Origin of the sequence: Fusicatenibacter faecihominis (assembly GCF_020686945.1) — a bacterium.
GTDB classification, from domain to species: Bacteria; Bacillota; Clostridia; order Lachnospirales; family Lachnospiraceae; genus Limivivens; species Limivivens faecihominis.
In genome coordinates this window covers 1-18,616 of record NZ_JAJEPR010000034.1, presented here as the reverse complement: position 1 = coordinate 18,616, position 18,616 = coordinate 1, and the positions used below count along the sequence as shown (strand labels likewise).

17 protein-coding genes, 1 other RNA gene and 1 pseudogene are annotated in these 18,616 nt (G+C 43.8%); 2 read left to right on the top strand and 17 right to left on the bottom strand.

Annotation, left to right across the window (positions count from 1 at the left end):
• Positions 1–49: 49 nt before the first annotated feature.
• The 8 genes and pseudogenes from LKD71_RS14500 to LKD71_RS14465 all read right to left on the bottom strand — a co-directional run bounded on the left by LKD71_RS14500 (position 50) and on the right by LKD71_RS14465 (position 8,937).
• On the bottom strand, positions 50–1,129 hold the full coding sequence (locus tag LKD71_RS14500; RefSeq protein ID WP_227615993.1) for a glycosyltransferase: 1,080 nt from the start codon (positions 1,127–1,129) through the stop codon (positions 50–52).
• Positions 1,130–1,377: 248 nt separating this feature from the next.
• Positions 1,378–1,542 (bottom strand): annotated as a pseudogene (locus tag LKD71_RS18720) (DapH/DapD/GlmU-related protein); the annotation flags it as partial.
• A 403-nt stretch (positions 1,543–1,945) separates the two neighbouring features.
• Entirely contained in the window at positions 1,946–2,989 is a 1,044-nt protein-coding gene (locus LKD71_RS14490; RefSeq protein ID WP_227615992.1) for a glycosyltransferase family 4 protein, read from the bottom strand.
• Between the two features lie 85 nt (positions 2,990–3,074).
• Positions 3,075–4,319 carry a glycosyltransferase family 4 protein gene (locus LKD71_RS14485; protein ID WP_227615991.1) on the bottom strand — a complete coding sequence of 415 codons (1,245 nt, stop codon included), beginning with the start codon at positions 4,317–4,319 and terminating at the stop codon, positions 3,075–3,077.
• Complete coding sequence (locus LKD71_RS14480) at positions 4,316–4,930, bottom strand: GNAT family N-acetyltransferase (RefSeq protein ID WP_227615990.1); 615 nt, start codon at positions 4,928–4,930, stop codon at positions 4,316–4,318. The genes LKD71_RS14485 and LKD71_RS14480 overlap by 4 nt, the downstream gene beginning before the upstream one ends.
• Positions 4,931–4,944: 14 nt before the next feature.
• Complete coding sequence (locus LKD71_RS14475) at positions 4,945–5,640, bottom strand: sugar transferase (protein ID WP_227615989.1); 696 nt, start codon at positions 5,638–5,640, stop codon at positions 4,945–4,947.
• A 17-nt stretch (positions 5,641–5,657) separates the two neighbouring features.
• Positions 5,658–6,887 (bottom strand): DegT/DnrJ/EryC1/StrS family aminotransferase, encoded by a 1,230-nt coding sequence (locus LKD71_RS14470; protein WP_431835014.1) that lies wholly within the window; start codon positions 6,885–6,887, stop codon positions 5,658–5,660.
• An 82-nt stretch (positions 6,888–6,969) separates the two neighbouring features.
• Positions 6,970–8,937: a nucleoside-diphosphate sugar epimerase/dehydratase gene (locus tag LKD71_RS14465; protein WP_227615987.1), complete on the bottom strand. Its 1,968-nt coding sequence runs from the start codon at positions 8,935–8,937 to the stop codon at positions 6,970–6,972.
• 202 nt (positions 8,938–9,139) lie between these two features.
• Here LKD71_RS14465 and LKD71_RS14460 point away from each other — a divergent pair, with 202 nt between their 5' ends.
• A complete protein-coding gene (locus LKD71_RS14460; protein ID WP_227615986.1) occupies positions 9,140–9,997 on the top strand; it encodes a quinate/shikimate dehydrogenase in 858 nt (285 codons plus the stop codon).
• Here the strand turns inward: LKD71_RS14460 and LKD71_RS14455 are convergent.
• Entirely contained in the window at positions 9,975–10,805 is an 831-nt protein-coding gene (locus LKD71_RS14455; protein WP_227615985.1) for a CpsB/CapC family capsule biosynthesis tyrosine phosphatase, read from the bottom strand. The two genes, LKD71_RS14460 and LKD71_RS14455, sit on opposite strands and share 23 nt — an antisense overlap.
• A gap of 211 nt (positions 10,806–11,016) precedes the next feature.
• On the opposite strand from LKD71_RS14455, the gene LKD71_RS14450 reads away from it, so the two are divergent.
• On the top strand, positions 11,017–11,313 hold the full coding sequence (locus tag LKD71_RS14450; protein WP_227615984.1) for a hypothetical protein: 297 nt from the start codon (positions 11,017–11,019) through the stop codon (positions 11,311–11,313).
• 69 nt (positions 11,314–11,382) lie between these two features.
• On the opposite strand, the gene ssrA is transcribed toward LKD71_RS14450, so the two are convergent.
• The 8 genes from ssrA to gpmI all read right to left on the bottom strand — a co-directional run bounded on the left by ssrA (position 11,383) and on the right by gpmI (position 18,475).
• Positions 11,383–11,729: a transfer-messenger RNA gene (gene ssrA / locus LKD71_RS14445) on the bottom strand.
• Positions 11,730–11,882: 153 nt separating this feature from the next.
• On the bottom strand, positions 11,883–12,131 hold the full coding sequence (locus LKD71_RS14440) for a kinase (protein ID WP_178046943.1): 249 nt from the start codon (positions 12,129–12,131) through the stop codon (positions 11,883–11,885).
• Positions 12,132–12,150: 19 nt separating this feature from the next.
• Positions 12,151–12,618: an SsrA-binding protein SmpB gene (gene smpB, locus LKD71_RS14435; RefSeq protein ID WP_227615983.1), complete on the bottom strand. Its 468-nt coding sequence runs from the start codon at positions 12,616–12,618 to the stop codon at positions 12,151–12,153.
• Positions 12,619–12,630: 12 nt separating this feature from the next.
• Entirely contained in the window at positions 12,631–14,760 is a 2,130-nt protein-coding gene (gene rnr / locus LKD71_RS14430; RefSeq protein ID WP_227615982.1) for a ribonuclease R, read from the bottom strand.
• 71 nt (positions 14,761–14,831) lie between these two features.
• The gene (gene secG / locus LKD71_RS14425) at positions 14,832–15,068 is read right to left on the bottom strand and encodes a preprotein translocase subunit SecG (protein ID WP_117767507.1); all 237 of its coding nucleotides are present in this window, start codon (positions 15,066–15,068) and stop codon (positions 14,832–14,834) included.
• A gap of 32 nt (positions 15,069–15,100) precedes the next feature.
• Complete coding sequence (eno, locus tag LKD71_RS14420) at positions 15,101–16,411, bottom strand: phosphopyruvate hydratase (protein WP_227615981.1); 1,311 nt, start codon at positions 16,409–16,411, stop codon at positions 15,101–15,103.
• 36 nt (positions 16,412–16,447) lie between these two features.
• A complete protein-coding gene (locus LKD71_RS14415; RefSeq protein ID WP_227615980.1) occupies positions 16,448–16,762 on the bottom strand; it encodes a DUF3837 family protein in 315 nt (104 codons plus the stop codon).
• 171 nt (positions 16,763–16,933) lie between these two features.
• Positions 16,934–18,475, bottom strand: coding sequence for a 2,3-bisphosphoglycerate-independent phosphoglycerate mutase (gene gpmI / locus LKD71_RS14410; protein ID WP_227615979.1), 1,542 nt, complete (start codon positions 18,473–18,475; stop codon positions 16,934–16,936).
• Positions 18,476–18,616: the final 141 nt, after the last annotated feature.

The following is an 18,616-nucleotide window of genomic DNA, read 5'->3' as shown; positions in this document are numbered from 1 at the left end:
ACCTTATTTTAAAACACTTTAATTATCGCTTTTTTAGTAAAATATCTTTTTATTTCTTTTCAAACAAAAACTCTTCCCATTTGTTAAAAACAGTTTCCGGTAAAAAATCAATAGATTTTTTCTTTGCCTGATCGCGATAAAAAATATTCTTTTCTTCACTCATCATTATCTCAATCGCTTCTGCCATTTTCTCTGCATTGTTACATGGCACAAGTATTCCTGCGTTTGATTCTTTTAATAGATATTTTGGACCACCTGCCGGACAATCCGTTGAGACAACCGCTGTTCCACATGCCATAGCTTCCATCAAAGCATTTGGCAATCCTTCATAATCTGAGCTTAAAACAAATACTTTAGTCTTACTTAATTCAACATTAACATTGGAAATTGATCCTGGGAAAACAACACATTTTTCAATTCCCATATTACATGCATAGTCTTTTAGATCATTCTTTAAAGGTCCTTCTCCAAAAATAATCAACTTTTCATCCGGATATTTTTTTGCAATTAAGGAAAATGCATGTATTAGTAATTTATGATTTTTTTGTGGAAATAATCTTCCAACAGTAACAATATTTTTTCTTTTTTCTGAAGAATGAGTATTGAAAAACAATTCATTTACGGGATTTACTATTATTGTAGACTTTCTTCTTATTTTATTAAAAAAATATTTTGCTGCATCTTCTGTTTGAAACACACATCCATCTGCCAAAAGGAATATGCAATTCGTCAAATATTTTTTGATTAAATTTTTTCCATATTCTCGATTTGGATCATTTCTAACAGATACCACTTTTCGACATGATAAAAAAATACTTGCAAGTAACATTCTTACATTAGGAGGCCCCATAAACGATAATACACAATCTGGTTTTTCTTCAAGAATAATTTTTCTCAACTTTTTTATTCTATTTAAATTTGAAATGATTGCATTCGTTCCAGATTCATTCAATATGATACGTTTAGCCAATGGATTCACTTCATATTCTGGTATATCGCCAGTTGCAACTATATCATTTACTAATACTACCTCAAACCTTTTATTCGTAAAAAAATCCACAAGGTTTGCCATTACTCGATTTGCGCCACCCTTTTGCATTGAGTCTATATAAAAAATTATTTTTTTCATAACATATACTCCTCAATAAAGCTTTTCTTAAATAATCTAAAAATTAATTAACACTTTCACTTGTAATAATGTTTCAAAATAATGCTTACAATTTCAACCTATCTTATAATTTGACATACTTTCATGAAACAATACTCAGGTATATATGTCATATTATTGCAAACCTTACTAATTATTCCTGCTTGAATGTTCCTTTAAACTTATAATAACTTTATATTTTATGATAAATTTTTAGTATTTATTTTTTCTATCACGCCTTCAGTAAAACGTTTTTTTATCATTCTTGCAGGGTTTCCTCCAACAATACAATAATCCTCAACATCTTTGGTAACAACTGCACCCGCTGCAACAACAGCACCATATCCGATTGTCACACCTTTTAAAATGATTGCATTACAGCCAATCCAATTGTCTCCCTTTAATATTACATCCTGGTCATCTTTTTCTCTTTTATCAGTTTCTGTAAATTCTGACATATACTTTCCTGGAATATCAAAAATATGGTTACCCGTTATTATATGAACCGCAGGCCCAAACAAAACATGATCTCCTATGTATATATTCGCTTTGGTAGTCATAAAATTACAGTTATTTCCTATAGAAACATCATTGCCAATATACACATTTTTCCAACCTGCAATATCCACATTCATTCCAAAATAGACTTTATTACCACACACATTTACCATTTTTCTTTTGATAGGATTTAAAATCAATTTATTAATTGCTTTTTTTATACCCAATATATATATATATATTTATCATCTTTCTCTATTACATCCTCATTTCATTAAACATTCTCTGAAAAACTCTTTCTCATACATATGATGAATATATATTCAAAAATTGTTTCATCACAGCATCTATTGTATAAAACTCTTTAACTCTATTTATATTAAAATCACTCATTTGTTTTCTAATTTCTTTAGATTTCATTTTATTTAATGAGCTAATAATATCATCTGAAGATTTAGGCTTAATAATCAATCCACCTTTCTCACCTAGCATATCTTTTATTGCTCCCACATCTGATGCTATTACAGGCACTCCACAACTCATTGCCTCTAATACACCTAAAGGAAAGCCTTCCGAATAACTTGGCAAAATATACACATCCATTTCCTTTAAAACACCAAAAATTTCTTTATTATCTACACTTCCCCAAAATTTGACATTCGGAATATAGATATTTTTAAAATTTTTATCCTCGATTGGTCCTATAATATTAAAATGAATTTCCGGTAGAACTTTTGCGGCATTTAATAATTCTTGAATACCTTTACGCTTTTCAACTCTTCCTACGAAACAAACATTTTCTATATGCTCGCTTATATATTTATTCTCAAGAGTAGGTTTGTCTATAAAGTTCGGAACATAAAACACATTATTATGATATAATTTTGCTGTTTTTACTGATGCTGTATTTAAAACACAAACCACTGCAACCATTTTGCACACCAAACTAAACATTAATTTAGCTAAACGATTATTTATATTAGTGTCTAAATTACAATGACACTGATATACAATAGGAGCCTTGATTCCAGCTAATACAAATAAATCTCTTATAAGCCCCTTCGTAAAACAAGACGCATTATAGTGAATAACTGTGTCTTTTTCTTGTTTGCTCCAACGTTTTAATTCATCATGAAGTTTTTTTGTTCTTTTAATTTCATCCTTGTATGATATTTTACCTGTTTGAACTCTTTCGCCAACAACTGCTGAATTTATGAGATGACATTTTATATCGTTTTTTTCAGCATACTTTATATAGCTTTCTGTCCACGACGCAATCCCCCCCACAGGCGGCGGCAAAGGTGAAACTAGTATTACTTTTTTATCAATACTAATATTAGACATATTTTTATTTCCTTTCTAAAAAATCCAATCAAATATTTCCAATTCAAAAACAGGTGTTAGAAATAAAATAGAAAGCGTTATAATTCTAATTTTTTGTACACACTTTAAACATATCAAGGTATTTATTTACACATACCTTTTTTGAAACATGTTCAAAAACATAGTTTCTAGCATTACTCCTATTAGAGCAACTCTTTTCTTTATAATCCAATATGCTATCTTTCAATTTTTCCGGATTCTCTGGCTCTATGCATATCCCTGCATTTGCAGAGGATAATATATCATCCAATTCACTTCCTGTATCAAAAGACGCTACTATAGGTGTATTACACGCCATTATACTCCAAGTTTTACTAGGCATACCGGCTTTGCCCACACCTTTTTTACATGTAATTAACGCTATATTTCCAAGTGAATATACTTCTGATATCCTATTGCTTGGTAATAAACCATGTATAATGACATTTGACATTTGATTATCAGCTACAGTTTTCTTAGCTTTATCGAATTCCGCACCTCCACCCAAAATCAAGAACTGGATATCATCATATTCTTTCAATTGATCTGCTACTTTTAAGATAATATCTGCTCCCTGAGATGCACCAAAATTTCCTGCGTAGACAACTAAGAATTTACTTGGATCTAAATTAAACTCATCAATCAATTTATTATCTTTTCTCTCTACAGGATGAACAGATTCTAAATCGATCCAGTTAGATATAATTTCTACTTTTTTCTCTGATACACCCTTAGCTAATAAATTCTTTTTGAAGGATTTACTAATGACTATAATTTTATCAGCGTTACGATATGTGAAACCCTCAAGTTTCCTTCCTATTTTCCACAGGATACTGTCCTTATGAGTTAAATTAGAATTTACAAGAGAATCTGGAAATATATCCTGAAGGTTATACAAGAATGGAACTTTTTTCCCGGTCTTCTTGCTTAATTTTCGAGCTACCAAGGCACTTAATGCTCCTTGTGTTGGTGGCGTACTGTTTGAAAAAACAATATCAATATCTTTATTCTTTACTGCAATTTGATATGTTCTAAAATTACACCAAAAATATCTAAATGCTCTTCCTAACGGATTTTTTCCCTCTTGTGGTGCCATAAAACGTTTCACTGTAACAAAACCGTTGTATTTCTTTTCTAGTTTTTTATTTTTATACTTCTCTCTTGTTTTCTTATCAATTCCACGCGTTGGAATCGGACAAATAATATCAATTTTATGTCCGTCTGAGATTAATCCTTCAATCAAATCTCTTTCCAAGTGAGTGTATGCAATTGTTTCTGGTTCGTAATAAGCATCTAGAAAAAGTATATTCATTTCTTTTCTCCTACAAATTTATACTCGTACATCTTTCGTCCTTCATCAGTCTCAAACATTCTTTCTCTCACAAATCCATTCTTCTCATAAAAATGAATCGCACCTTCATTATCAACTGCATCAGTTTCTAAATTAATATAGGCATACTTCTTAAAATCAACTTTATCCTTTAAAGCATCAATTAACTTAGAACCAATACCCTTTGATTTCACATTAGGATCAACACCAATTGAAGAAAGTTCTACATACTTTTCTTCACGTTTAGCCTCTCCAGGCTTTAAGAAAGCACTAATAATATGCATAAAAGCTGAAGGTCTTCTAAAAAAAGCGCCAATACTATACCAACCAAACTGAATCAAACGAGTTTTAATCATAAACTTATATAAACCACTAAAGTTAGATGAGAAAGCTAAGAATCCTAAAGCATTTCCATCTTCTTCAGCTACTAATAATCCAGATTCATCATGATCACAATATGACTGATACATCTGTCTTAAAAAACCACGACCCATGAATGTAAGGAAGAATCCAGTAAAAGTATTTAAATGTATTGTCACTATTTCATCTATTAACTTTTTTTCTTCTGGCTTTACTTCTCTTATAGTAACCATTCTCGCCCTTCTCCTTACTCATAATCCTTTCCAAGTACCGCAAATACAGTTCTAAACATCGTAGCTATTTCTCCTAAAAAAGAAAATTCCTTAATACTTTGAAGGTTATACTTCATCTTTCCTGGAAGTACTTCATCCACATAAACTCGATCCACATCATCTGCTGCATCTAATAACTCCGCCTCATCCTTATATCGAATACTCGCTTCACTGGTGATCCCAGCCGGAAGAAGCAATGTTGCCATATATTCGGCTTTATACTTTTTAACGTACTTTACAGCTTCTGGTCTGGTTCCAACAAAACTCATATTTCCAGAGATCAGATCAAAAACCTGCGGAAGCTCATCGAGACGACATCCTCTAAGTTTCGCTCCGACTTTTGTTATACGACTGTCATTCCCAACAGTTACAGCAGAGCCAATTTTGTCGGCATCACTGACCATTGTCCTGAATTTATGGATTTTAAAATGCTTGCCATATGTTGTAACCCTTTCCTGTCTATAAAACACTGGTCCCTTTGAATCCAACTTAATCATTACTGCTATAATCGCCATTGGAATTGCTAATATAATTAATAGAATCACTCCACCAACAAAATCCATTGCTCGTTTTAAAAACATGCTGATTTTTTTCTTTTGCAATGAATCATAATATGCTCTAACTGCATCATTCTTCATAAAGTCAGGCAGAGTTTCCCATTTTTTGAGCATTAATAATTCTCCTTCTATTAAATATATTTCTCAACCACTTCTCTAAAGTTCTCCACCACATACTCTACATCTTCATCACTCAGCTTTGTATGAAGCGGCAATGTAATCAGATTTTCATAATATGCATATGCATTCGGGAAGTCTTTAATATCCCATCCCATTTCTTTGTATGCTGTCATCATCGGAAGTGGTTTGTAGTGAACGTTTGTATTTACACCACGTTCAGCAAGTTTGATGATGATCTCTCTTCTTGTTTCATCACTGATTCCCGGAATACGTGTCAGGTACAGATGATGGGATGAGTTAAAGTTTTCTCCACTGTGAACTAAATGATTTATGCCAAGTCCATCGCACATTGCGTCATATTTTGCAACGATTTCTTTCCTTCGCTCAAGCATTCCCGGATAGCGGTCTAACTGGCGAAGTCCAATGGCTGCCATAATATCTGTCATGTTACATTTGTACCATGGTCCGATCACATCATATTCCCATGCACCAATCTGTGTTTTTGCGAGTGCATCTTTACTCTGGCCATGAAGAGAATATAATTGATACTGATGATAAATCTCGTCGTTATCAATGCCTTCTATATCTCTCCAAGTACTTGCTCCTCCTTCTGCTGTGGTAAAGTTTTTTACAGCATGAAACGAAAAATCTGTAAAATCTGCAATCTCACCAGCCATTTTTCCATGACGAGAAGCTCCAAGTGCATGAGCGCAATCAGCAAAGACAAGCACTCTGCCTTTCGTCTGCTGAATTCTTGCACCCAGACTATCTCCTTCTTTAGCCCTAAACAATGCTTTCTTGTTTTCAACAACAGCATATAACTTATCATAATCACAAATAATACCGCCAAGGTCAACTGCAACTACTGCCTTTGTTTTCTCAGTAATAGCTTCGGCAACTTTGTCATAATCCATCTCGCAGTTATCTTTCTGACTATCTACAAAAATGACTTTAGCGCCGCAATGAATTGCTGCACTTGCCGTGGCTGTATATGTATATGCCGGGACAATAACCTCATCGCCTTCTCCAATACCACAAATCCGAAAATTTAGTTCTTCCGCTGCTGTTGCAGAATTCAAACAAACCACTTTACTTGTATGACAATACTCCGCCAATCTTCTTTCCAACTCTTTCGTCCGTGGTCCTGTTGTAATCCACCCGGAACGAAGGGCTTCTGCCACTTCCGCAATTTCTAATTCAGAAATATCAGGAGGACTAAACGGAATATTTCTTTTGTTCATTTCAACTATTTTATCTGCACTAGCCATGATACTTTCACCTCTATATTTTATATGATTACTACTTTTCTTTAAAATTCGCTTTTTATGCTGGATGATATGTCGTCACAATCTGCTCCACTCTCTCCCGGATCTTATCATCATTCTTATAAGCCGCCTCCATCAGGGCATCCAGCTCTTTTAAGAACTCTTCGATATCAAAGGGAATCGGGCAGCCGATGTGGATCAGTTCATTCTCGGTCTTCTTCAGGCCTTCCTCTGCCATCAGCTTCTCCTCATAGAGCTTCTCACCCGGTCGGAGACCGGTGTATTCGATCTTGATATCTCCGTCAGGCGTATGGCCGGAGAGACGAATCAGGTTTCTGGCCAGAGTGTCGATCTTCACCGGCTGTCCCATATCCAGTACGAAGATCTCGCCGCCATGGGCATAGGTTCCGGCCTGGAGAACCAGACTGACTGCCTCCGGAATCGTCATGAAGTAACGGATGATATCCGGATGGGTGACAGTTACCGGGCCGCCTGCCTCAATCTGCTTTTTAAAAAGAGGAATCACGGAGCCGTTGCTTCCCAGTACATTTCCAAAACGAACTGCTACGAACTCTGTCTTCGCATTTTTCAATGTTTCTTCTACCTCGGGTTTTTTCACTACTTCGTCCATCCAGTGGGTAAAGATCTGCGGGATCTCCCAGGCTTTTCCTTCTTTCACCTTATGGTCGAAAGCCTGGATTTCCATCTCACAGAGACGTTTGGAAGCTCCCATGATGTTGGTGGGATTGACCGCCTTGTCCGTACTGATGAAAACGAACTTCTTGCAGCCATGGGAGATAGCTGCGTACGCGGTCTTGTAGGTACCGATGGCATTGTTCTTAATAGCCTCGCAGGGGCTGTCCTCCATCAGCGGCACATGCTTGTGAGCAGCTGCATGATAAACGATCTCTGGATGATAGGTTTCAAACACCTTGAAGATTTTCCGGGAATCCCGTACGGAACCGATGATCACATCCAGCTTCAGGTTCGGATATTTCTTTTTCAGCTCCTGCTGAATATCGTAGGCATTGTTCTCATATACATCAAAGATAACCAGCTCTTTGGGATCGTGAGCTGCGATCTGTCGGCAGAGCTCGCTGCCGATGGAGCCGCCTCCTCCTGTCACCATGATGACTTTTCCTTTTAACTGGCTGAAGATCTCATCCATGTTTACTTTGATCGGATCTCTGCCCAAGAGATCCTCCACAGCTACCGGTTTCAGCTTACTTAGAGAAACGTCTCCGTTTGCCAGCTGATAGAGTCCCGGAAGGCTCTTCATATCGCAGCCGGTTTCCTTACAGATATTCAGGATGTCCCGCTTATCTTCGATAGATGCTGTGGGAATCGCAAAAAAGATTTCGTCAATTTTATATTTTTTTGCCATCTCCATAATGGAATCTCTGCCGCCAACTACCGGCACACCATCCATATAGCGGTTCCACTTGTTCGGGTTGTCGTCGATCACACAGCAAGCCTTTCCGGAAATCTCTTTTGAGTTCTGAAGCTCTCGAAGAATCGTCTGACCAGCTGCTCCGGCACCGATCACCATGACATTGTGTCTGGACCTTGCACTCTGCTCTCTCCGCGCTCTCTCCATATTGATAAAGCGGTAAGCAAAGCGAACAACTGTAATCAGGGCAAACTGAGTAGCCGCTCCCACTACATAATAGGAAAACGGCATCCGTACGAAAAGTGCGGTAATACCCACGATCTGAATCACTGTCGTAATCACACTGGCCGCAAAAATACGATTCAGCTCATTAAAGCTGGCAAACCGCCACAGACTGTTGTATAAACGCAGGATATAAAAGACAATGACTACCGCAACGGTATAAACAGGCGCAAATTTCAAAAATGCACTTAGATATTCCCGCGGAATATTGGAATACTGCAGATCAAACCGCAGCCACAATCCCAGGAAATAAGAAAAATTGACCGCAATGATATCATAGACCACCAAATAAAAAGCGATAACCTTCCAATGCTGTATTTTAGCTTTCCGCTCTCTTTCCTCTTTCTTAGACATTTGTAACTTTCCTTTCATTTTTAGTAACTCATAAGCCCCCTACTTAGTATATGAAAATATTATAACACCCCCCCTATAGGTAATCAAGTTCCGTTTTCAATTTTCGACAGAAGTCGTTTTTTCTGTCCACAAATCTTCTGTCTTTACTTTCCCGTTTTCCTGTGTTAAAGTGTCTGTAAACAATCTGAAGGGAGTTTTTTCTATGAATATTTCCGGTTCTACCCGCCTCATCTGCCTGCTGGGCAGTCCTGTGGTGCACAGTATTTCTCCGGCCATGCACAACGCGGCTTTTCAGTATCATGACCTGGATTATGCCTATCTGGCCTTCGATGTAGGAGAAAACAGACTGGCTTCCGTGGTCGAAGCCTTAAAAGAAATGAATGTCCGGGGATTTAACCTGACAATGCCGGACAAGAATCTGATGGCCGCCCTCTGTGACCGGTTAAGTCCTGCTGCCGAGATCTCCGGGTCTGTGAATACCGTTTTGAACGAGAACGGCGTCCTCACAGGCTACACCACCGACGGTATCGGTTATATGAAGGCCTGTGAAGACGCCGGTTTTGATATCATCGGCAAAAAAATGACGCTTTTCGGTGCTGGCGGCGCAGCTACCGCCATTCTGGTGCAGGCTGCCCTGGACGGTGTCCGGGAGATTTCTCTTTTTACCCGTGATCCGAAGCGCGAACATACCTTAAAGATCGTTTCTGCTCTCCGGGAGCGGACCGGCCGCAAAATCCAGCTTTTTTCCTATGAGGACGAGGATGTTCTCCGCCGGGAGCTCGCCGACAGCCAGATCCTGACCAACGGTACGAACCTGGGGATGGCTCCTCATGAGGAGGGCTGTATTCTTCCGGATGCTTCTTTCCTTCACAAGGATCTCATCGTATCGGATATCATCTACAACCCCCGGAAGACGCGGCTGCTTCAGATGGCCGAGGAAGCGGGCTGTCCGCATTTCAACGGCCTTTATATGCTGCTCTATCAGGGAGCGGAGGCTTTCCGTATCTGGACCGGGAAAGATATGCCTCTGGATCTCATCAAAGAGAAGTTTTTCCGCTGAACCAGATCCGGTCCGGATTGGTTTTAAGAATCTTTTCGATCTGCTCCCGACTGCAGAATGCAAAGAGGGCTTTCAGATTTTCCTCAATCTTCGGCGCTCTCTCCTCTGTATTATGGCAGTCCGTGGCGAGCAGATCCACAAAATCATGTTGAAAGAGCCAGCGGTTCTCTCTGACCTGGTTATAATTGACCTGGAAGAGAGCCCCCTGCCTCTGCAGTTCTTCGAAACGGTCTTTCTGCCTGTACATGCACTGGTACCGTTCTACATGGGCGATCACGGGACGGTAGCCCATACGGGTCACCTGACTTACTGCATCCTGAAGCCGGCTGAAGCTGTCATCCGGTGAACATTCCACCAGAAGGTAACGGCTGTTCTCCCCGTCTCCCATGGGCAGGATCTTTCCCTGGCGCAGAAGTTCAATGACGCCGTCACTGTAGAACACTTCATTTCCAAGGCGGATTTCCAGATCCGGATATTTTTTCGCTGCTTTCTCCTGCACTTTTTTCAGGACTTCGCGAAGCTTCTCCGGCTCATTTTCCACATGGCCCCTGTGATAATGGGGAGTGGCAATGATTCGCCGCACGCCCTGGGCATAAGACAGATCCAGCATCTGAAGCGTCATATCCATATCTTCGGAGCCGTCGTCCACTCCGGGAAGAATGTGGCAGTGAAAGTCGGTAAGATTATCCATTGTCTCCGGTTTTTCTGTGTTCTGCTGTCTTTTTCTGCGGAGTAAAATAGTGATAACGGCAGCCGCTCCGGCGGCCAGCAGAAATACGAGTAATAGGATCCATTGTATTTTGGTCATCTTGGGTCTCTCCTTACTTTTTCATTTGTCCTGGTGCCATACTTAAAAAGGCATCTGCTTTATGCTATCACAAATCTATAGAACTTTCCATGGGATTTTGTTTTTGTCTGCTTTTGCAAATTTTTATTTCATATTTTACTGGACAGCCTCTGCGTACCATGGTAGAATGAACACATAGAAACATGGAAATCCGCACAAAGGAGGTTTTTGAATGACAGAACGTGAATTACTCGAGCAGCTGCTCAATGAGGTAAAAGAGTTGAAAACGGCTCAAAATGAGATGAAAGCCACACAGGATGAGATGAAAATTGCTCAGTGTGATATCAGCGAGAGACTGGATGCCATAAATATGAAATGTGATATCACCCGCAAAAAAGTAGATGATCTGGCTCTTGACATGAAACTGATGGAGCGTGGAATCCGGACGGATATCCGAAAGCTGCAGGATACAGCTGAAACCATTGTGGTTGTCCTGCAAGGTCAGGGATTACTGCCCAAAGCACTGTAAAGCAAGATATAGCAAAGGCCGCAGTACGAAAAATCTGTTTTCTGTACTGCGGCCTTTCTTTGCTCTGCTTTATGGAGCTGAGGGGAATCGAACCCCTGTCCGAAAACCTCTCCATTGCGGCATCTCCCATCACAGTCATTTCTTTGACATTCCCTCCATCAGACGCCAAATGACAGGCTGCTGACTTTAGTAGCTTCATAGGTTCTTTTTATCCCGCAAAGCTTTGGGAAAAAAGTGCCTCACCGATTTGACGCCGGTGACTCAGGTGGTGAGCAGCCCGAGGCCGACGAGCAGCATTACGCTGCTAACGCGTAATTATCGTTTGCGTTTAATTTTAAGTTCCGGTTTACTGCGCGGTCCCGGCCCGCGGATGGCTTCCCCAACTTCAAAATCCCCGTCGAAACCAGTACAACCCCGGGTTGTGATCTCTCTGATCTATGCTGGTTCGCAAACATGCATATAGTATATACGATATTTTAATCCCTGTCAAGTTTTTTCTGTGGATTATCAATTATTTCTTTGCATTCCTGTTTCGGAAGTAAGGAGTTCGAGCCCCCTTGCTTATGGAATCAGGAGGCCAATCTCCATTTTAGAAGCTCCAGGAGTTTTTCTTCGTAATCCTCTCCTGTCAGGTCTTCGCTGCGGCCGCCGCTTCTTAAGTTGGTCTCCACACCTTTTTCTTCTCCATCGGCGAATTCCCAGATGTAGTAGCTGACGCCCCGGTAGATGAGATCGATGCTTCCCAGGCCGTCTTCCTCCGTGTAGGAGAACTCACAGCTGTGCCGTTTTAATAAGTCCTGTGCTTTATCAAGACGCATATGCATTCCTCCTGATCGATTAACGAAGGTTGCGGATCTTAAATTCTTTCTCCGCCTCTCTTCTCTGGTCCTTCTTGGCGATGTCTTCCCGCTTGTCGTAGAGCTTTTTACCACGGGCGAGGCCGATCTCCACTTTCACCAGGCTGCCTTTGAAATAGACTTTCAGCGGCACCAGGGTGAGGCCTTTTTCTTTGATTTTTCCCATCAGTTTGTTGATCTCATAGCGGTGCATGAGAAGTTTTTTCACGCGCAGCGGGTCTTTGTTGAAGATGTTTCCTTTCTCATAGGGGCTGATATGCATGCCGTAAACGAAGACTTCGCCGTTTTCAATCCGGACGAAGGCTTCCTTGATGCTGCATTTTCCCATACGAAGGGATTTTACCTCCGTACCGTGAAGGGAAATGCCGGCCTCAAAGGTATCTTCAATAAAGAAGTCATGATAGGCTTTTTTGTTGTTCGCGATGAGTTTTATACTTGTCTTTCCCATTTTTCTCTCCCTTTACTCTTCATACGCAAGTTCAAAATCAACGGTCCGCTCTTCCTTGCTGGCATCGGCCACCCGCACCCGGAGGGGCTGGCCCAGTTTGAAGACTCTTCCTGTGTCCACACCATACATTTCCATCGTATCTTCCTTATAATAATAGCGGTCGTCGTAGAGACGGGATACATGGATCAGGCCTTCCACGGTGTTGGGAAGCTCCACATAGATACCCCAGTTGGTGATGCCGGAGATCACACCGTCAAATTCTTCACCGATATGGTCTTCCATATACTCGGCTTTCTTGAGCTTCAGTGTCTCCCGTTCGGATTCGTCCGCCCGGCGCTCGGCCTCACTGGTCTTCTCTGCCACTGTGGGAAGAATCTCCTCGTAATGATTTCTCCGCTCCTCTCCCATACGGCCCCGGAGGGTCTCCTTGATAATCCGGTGGATCTGAAGATCCGGATAGCGGCGGATGGGAGAGGTGAAATGGCAGTAATAACGGGACGCCAGGCCGAAGTGGCCCGTACAGTCAGGGCTGTATTTGGCCCGTTTCATACTGCGGAGAGTCAGGCGGCTGATCAGATCCTCCTCGGGGGAATCGGCGATTTTTGCCAGAAGCTTCTGGAGTTCTTTGGGATGAATCTCCTCCCGGTCGCCTTTGATGTAGTAGCCGAAATTCTGGATGAAGCGCTGGAGACTCTGGATTTTCTCCGGGTCCGGCGTCTCATGCACCCGGTAGAGGAAGGGAATCTCCTGCCAGTAAAAATCCTCCGCCACGGTCTCGTTCGCAATGAGCATAAAATCTTCGATGAGCTTCGTGGCGTCGTTCCGGTCATAGGGAAGGATCTCTGTGGGATGACCGTTTTCGTCCAGATGGATCTTCGCCTCCGGGAAATCAAAGTCAATGGAACCCCGTTTTCTTCTGTGCTCCCGGAGAAGCTTTGCCAGTACGTTCATCTCCTTCAGCATGGGAACAACATCTGCGTAAGCCTCCGCAAGGTCTTGGTCCTCGTCCGCCAGGATCTTTTTCACCTGGGTGTAGCTCATGCGATGGTTCGTGCGGATCACACTCTCCACGATCTGATGGCCTGTCACCTGGCCTTTTTCATCAATATCCATAAGACAGCTCAAGGCCAGCCGGTCCAGCCCTTCATTGAGAGAGCAGATCCCGTTGGAGAGGGCATGGGGCAGCATGGGAATCACCCGGTCTGCCAGATAAACGCTGGTGCCCCGTTTCAGGGCCTCCCGGTCCAGCGCGCTGTTTTCCTGGACATAATTGGCCACATCCGCGATATGAACGCCCAGATGCCAGCCATTTTCATCCTTTGTGAGGGAAACGGCATCGTCCAGATCTTTCGCATCCTCGCCGTCGATCGTTACCATGAGAAGATCCCGAAGATCGGTCCGTCCGAAGGTATCTGCCTCGGAAACCGGCACATTCATGCGTTCCGCCTGGTTTAAGACCCGCTCGGGGAACTCCTGGGGAAGGTCGTGAGCGTAGACCACAGAGAGAATATCCACGCCGGGATCGTTGATGTGGCCGATGATTTTCACCACTTCTCCCTCCGGATTCCGGTTCTGATCGCCGTAGCTTACGAGCTTTACCAGAACCTTGTGGCCGTTTACCGCTCCTTTTGATTTTTCAATGGGGATAAAAATATCCCGGGAAAATTTGAGATTGTCCGGCACCACAAAGCCGTAATTCTTCGACTGCTGGTAGGTACCGATGAGCTCGTTAATGCCACGCTCCAGCACCCGGACGATCTTTCCTTCTCTTCTTCTGCCCGTACGGCCCGGCGTTACTGCCACCTGTACGGTATCTCCCTCGAAAGCGCCGCCGCTGCTCTCTTCGGGGATAAAAATGTCTTCTTCCTGACCTTCGATTTCCACAAAACCGAAGCCTTTCACATGAGCTGTATATTTTCCTGTGAGGAGATGGCTCTTGGCGATCTGATATTTGCCCCGTTTGGAAACTTCGATCTTTCCTTCGCTGACCAGCTCATCGAGAACCGCCTCCAGCTCGCCTCTTTTCTCCCGGCTCACGCCCAGAACCATGGCCAGCTCCTTGATCTTCATGGGCACATAGGTCTTGTCATGCATCAGGTCGTTGATTACTTTTTTCCGTCGTTCAAACTGTTCTTTTTCCATCTATGGTCTCCTGTCCCTATATGGTAAAAAAGCACCCTCGCAATACTGCAAGAGTGCTTCACATCCTAGATTTAGAAATTCAGGTTCAGGACAACAGCCAGTACCATAAAGCCAACTGCCAGTCCGGTGGTGATCTTAACCAGCGCACCTTCCATGGAACGTCCTTTATTCTTTCCCCAGTAGGTATCTGCCATACCGCTGATACTTCCCAGTCCCTGAGATTTTCCTTCCTGCATCAATACGAGAACGGTCAGAGCAATGCAGATAATAACAAAGATAACCGTTAAAATAGTTCTTAATACTGCCACGAGTCACACCTCCTATACCAAACATGTTCAGTTTAGCATAGGAAGGATAGATTGTCAACCCCGTACTTTGCCATGCCTCCAAGGAAATCTTCGATCCGGAGAAGACGATTGTACTTCGCCGTCCGTTCGCCGCGGCAGGGTGCTCCGGTCTTGATCTGGCCTGCTCCGGAGGCCACGGCGATATCTGCGATGGTGGTATCTTCGGTTTCTCCGGAGCGGTGGGAAACCACGAAACGGTAACCGTTTTTTCCTGCAAGTTCCATGGTCTCAAAGGCTTCCGTGAGGGTGCCGATCTGGTTGACTTTCACGAGAACCGCGTTGGCTGCTCCCAGACGGATGCCCTTTTTCAGCCGCTTGGCGTTGGTGACAAAGAGATCGTCTCCCACCAGCTGGAGATTTTTTCCGAGAGCGGCGCTTAAGTGCCCCCAGCCTTCCCAGTCATTTTCATCCAGGCCGTCTTCAATGGACCAGAGGGCGAATCCTTCCGACAGCGTCTGATAATAACGGATCATTTCCTCGGTATCCCGCAGGATCTCTTTGCCTTTCATCCGGCTTTCCCCCGGAAAATAATAGGCGCCGCGCGTCTCGTCCCAAAGCTCGCTGGCTGCTGCATCCATGGCAAAGCGGATTTCCTCGCCGGGCACATAGCCCGCCGCTTTTACAGCCCGGTTCAGATAGTCGAAGGCTTCCTCCGCCCCGGATAGATCCGGTGCAAAACCGCCCTCGTCTCCCACAGCCACGGAAAGACCTGCTTCATCAAGAAGTTTCCGAAGCTGATGATAGATCTCCACTGCCATCCGTAAGCCTTCGCTGAAGCTTTCCGCCTGGACGGGCATCAGCATAAATTCCTGAAAATCCAGGGCGCTCCGGGTGTGGCAGCCTCCGTTGATGACGTTGAACATCGGTACCGGAAGGCGCAGGGCCTGGGAGCCTCCGAGATAGCGAAAGAGGGGGATTTCGAGGGATTTTGCCGCCGCATGGGCCACGGCCATGGAAACACCCAAAATTGCATTGGCTCCCAGGCGGCTTTTGTTTTCGCTCCCGTCCGCCCGTATCAGTTTCCGATCGATCTCTGCCTGCTGGTAAATATTTTCGCCGATGATGCAGTCTGCCAGGATCGTGTTGACGTGTTCCACGGCGTTCTGCACGCCTTTTCCTCCGTACCGTTCTCCTCCGTCCCGAAGCTCCACCGCCTCATACTGGCCGGTGCTGGCTCCCGACGGCACGGACGCCCGGCCCACAGTGCCGTCCTCCGTCAGGACTTCCACCTCCACAGTGGGATTTCCCCGGGAATCCAGGATTTCTCTTGCGTATACATCCAGGATCTCTGAATACTGATGCATAAAAATGACACACCTCCTTGCGGATAGTGTGTCCTGTCATGAATCAAATAATACCCGGATTTCGTCGGTTATTTCTCCCACCACTCTGCTGTGAATCAGAAGATGGAGGAGTCTTTTTTCTTCGGGATTTTCCGGCGCCTGTTCCAGAGCTTTTTCAAAAACCGGAAGCACCAGAGCTTTGACTTCTTTCACCGTAGCCATGGGCTTTACCTGCTCCAGAAGAGCGTCCTCACCGAGCATACGGAGTGCTTCGCCGCAGGCACAGCAGTATTCGCCTTCGGATATCAGAGGGCTCTCGGTGCCGCATTTTTTCTTGTATTGGACCGCCTGTCTTACAATACCAATAACCATCTTTTTTCCTCCAAAAAGAAATAAGCATCCCACCGCCTAAAGTTAGATGCTTAAATCTCTTATCTCTTAATTTTCAACCGAGGGCAACCGGAACTTGCTTCCGGTCATCTTCTGAGTAGATTATACAATAGGACTCCTGCAATTGCAAGAGTCCTGTTTCTATTTTAACTATTATTTTTTGATCAGAAGGGATTTTCCGGTCATTTCTTTGGGCTGCTCCATTCCCATGAGTTCGATCAGGGTCGGTGCGATGTCTGCCAGGCAGCCGCCCTCTCTTAAGGTATAGGAGGGATCTGCGTTTACCAGGATGAAGGGAACCGGGTTGGTGGTATGAGCGGTGAAGGGTGCGCCGGTCTCATAGTCGATGAGCTGCTCTGCGTTACCGTGGTCAGCGCAGATGAAGAGCTGGCCGTTCACCTCTTTGATGGCGTCTACCGCCTTGCCTACGCAGCCGTCTACGACTTCGATGGCCTGGATGGCTGCCTTCTGCACACCGGTATGACCTACCATATCCGGGTTTGCAAAGTTGATGATGATCACATCGTATTTCTGGGATTTGATGGCTCCAACCAGTTTCTCGCAGACTTCCGGTGCGCTCATCTCCGGCTTCAGGTCGTAGGTAGCAACCTTCGGGGATTTCACGAGGATACGATCCTCACCCTCATTCGGCTCCTCAACGCCGCCGTTGAAGAAGAAGGTAACATGAGCATATTTCTCGGTCTCAGCGATTCTTGCCTGTTTCAGGCCATGAGCAGCCAGGAATTCGCCGAAGGTATTGGTGATTGCCACTTTATGGAAAGCCACCTCTTTGTTCGGAATAGTCTCGTCATAATCGGTGAAGCAGACATAGGTAGTCTGAATTCTCTTCTCTCTTGCAAAGCCGTCAAAATCATCACAGCAGAATGCACGGGTGATCTCTCTTGCACGGTCCGGACGGAAGTTGAAGAAGATCACGGAATCGCCGTCCTGAACGGTTGCTACCGGTTTGCCGTTCTCCATGACAACAGCCGGCTCTACAAACTCATCGTTCTTTCCGTTGTTGTAGGAATTCTGTACAGCTGCTACGCCGCTCTCTGCGGAAACGCCCAGGCCTTTGGTGATAGCATTGTAAGCGCGCTCCACACGATCCCAGCGATTATCACGGTCCATTGCATAGTAACGGCCCATAACAGTAGCGATCTTGCCGACGCCAAGCTCTGCCAGTTTGTCAGTGAGCTCCTGTACATAACCTTTACCGGACTGGGGCGGTGTGTCACGGCCGTCCAGGAAGCAGTGTACATAAACTTTCTCCAGACCCTCTTTCTTTGCCAGCTCAAGAAGGCCAAACAGATGGGTGATGTGGCTGTGTACGCCGCCGTCGGAAAGAAGACCGAACAGATGAAGAGCGCTTCCGTTCTCTTTTGCGTTCTTTACTGCATGAAGAAGGGCTTCATTCTTGAAGAAATCGCCGTCCTGGATTTCTTTGGTGATACGGGTAAGCTCCTGGTACACGATGCGGCCTGCACCCATGTTCAGATGACCTACCTCAGAGTTTCCCATCTGGCCCTCCGGAAGACCTACAGCCATTCCGCTTGCCAGACCTTTTACATAAGGATACTCAGCCATCAGTTTGTCCATGACCGGAGTATTTGCCTGTTTTATGGCATTTCCTTCTACTCTATCGTTGAGTCCGTAACCGTCGAGAATCATTAATACAGTTGGTTTCTTACTCATTTGGAATTCTCCTTATCTTTATTGAATTAATTATTTTTTCTGTAAGTCAGCAAAGCAGACATTCCTAGTGTACTGTATCATTGACTTTCAGCTAAATAACGCAGGATAAATTTTCAGTCTGCAAGGCGGAGGAATGAGGCG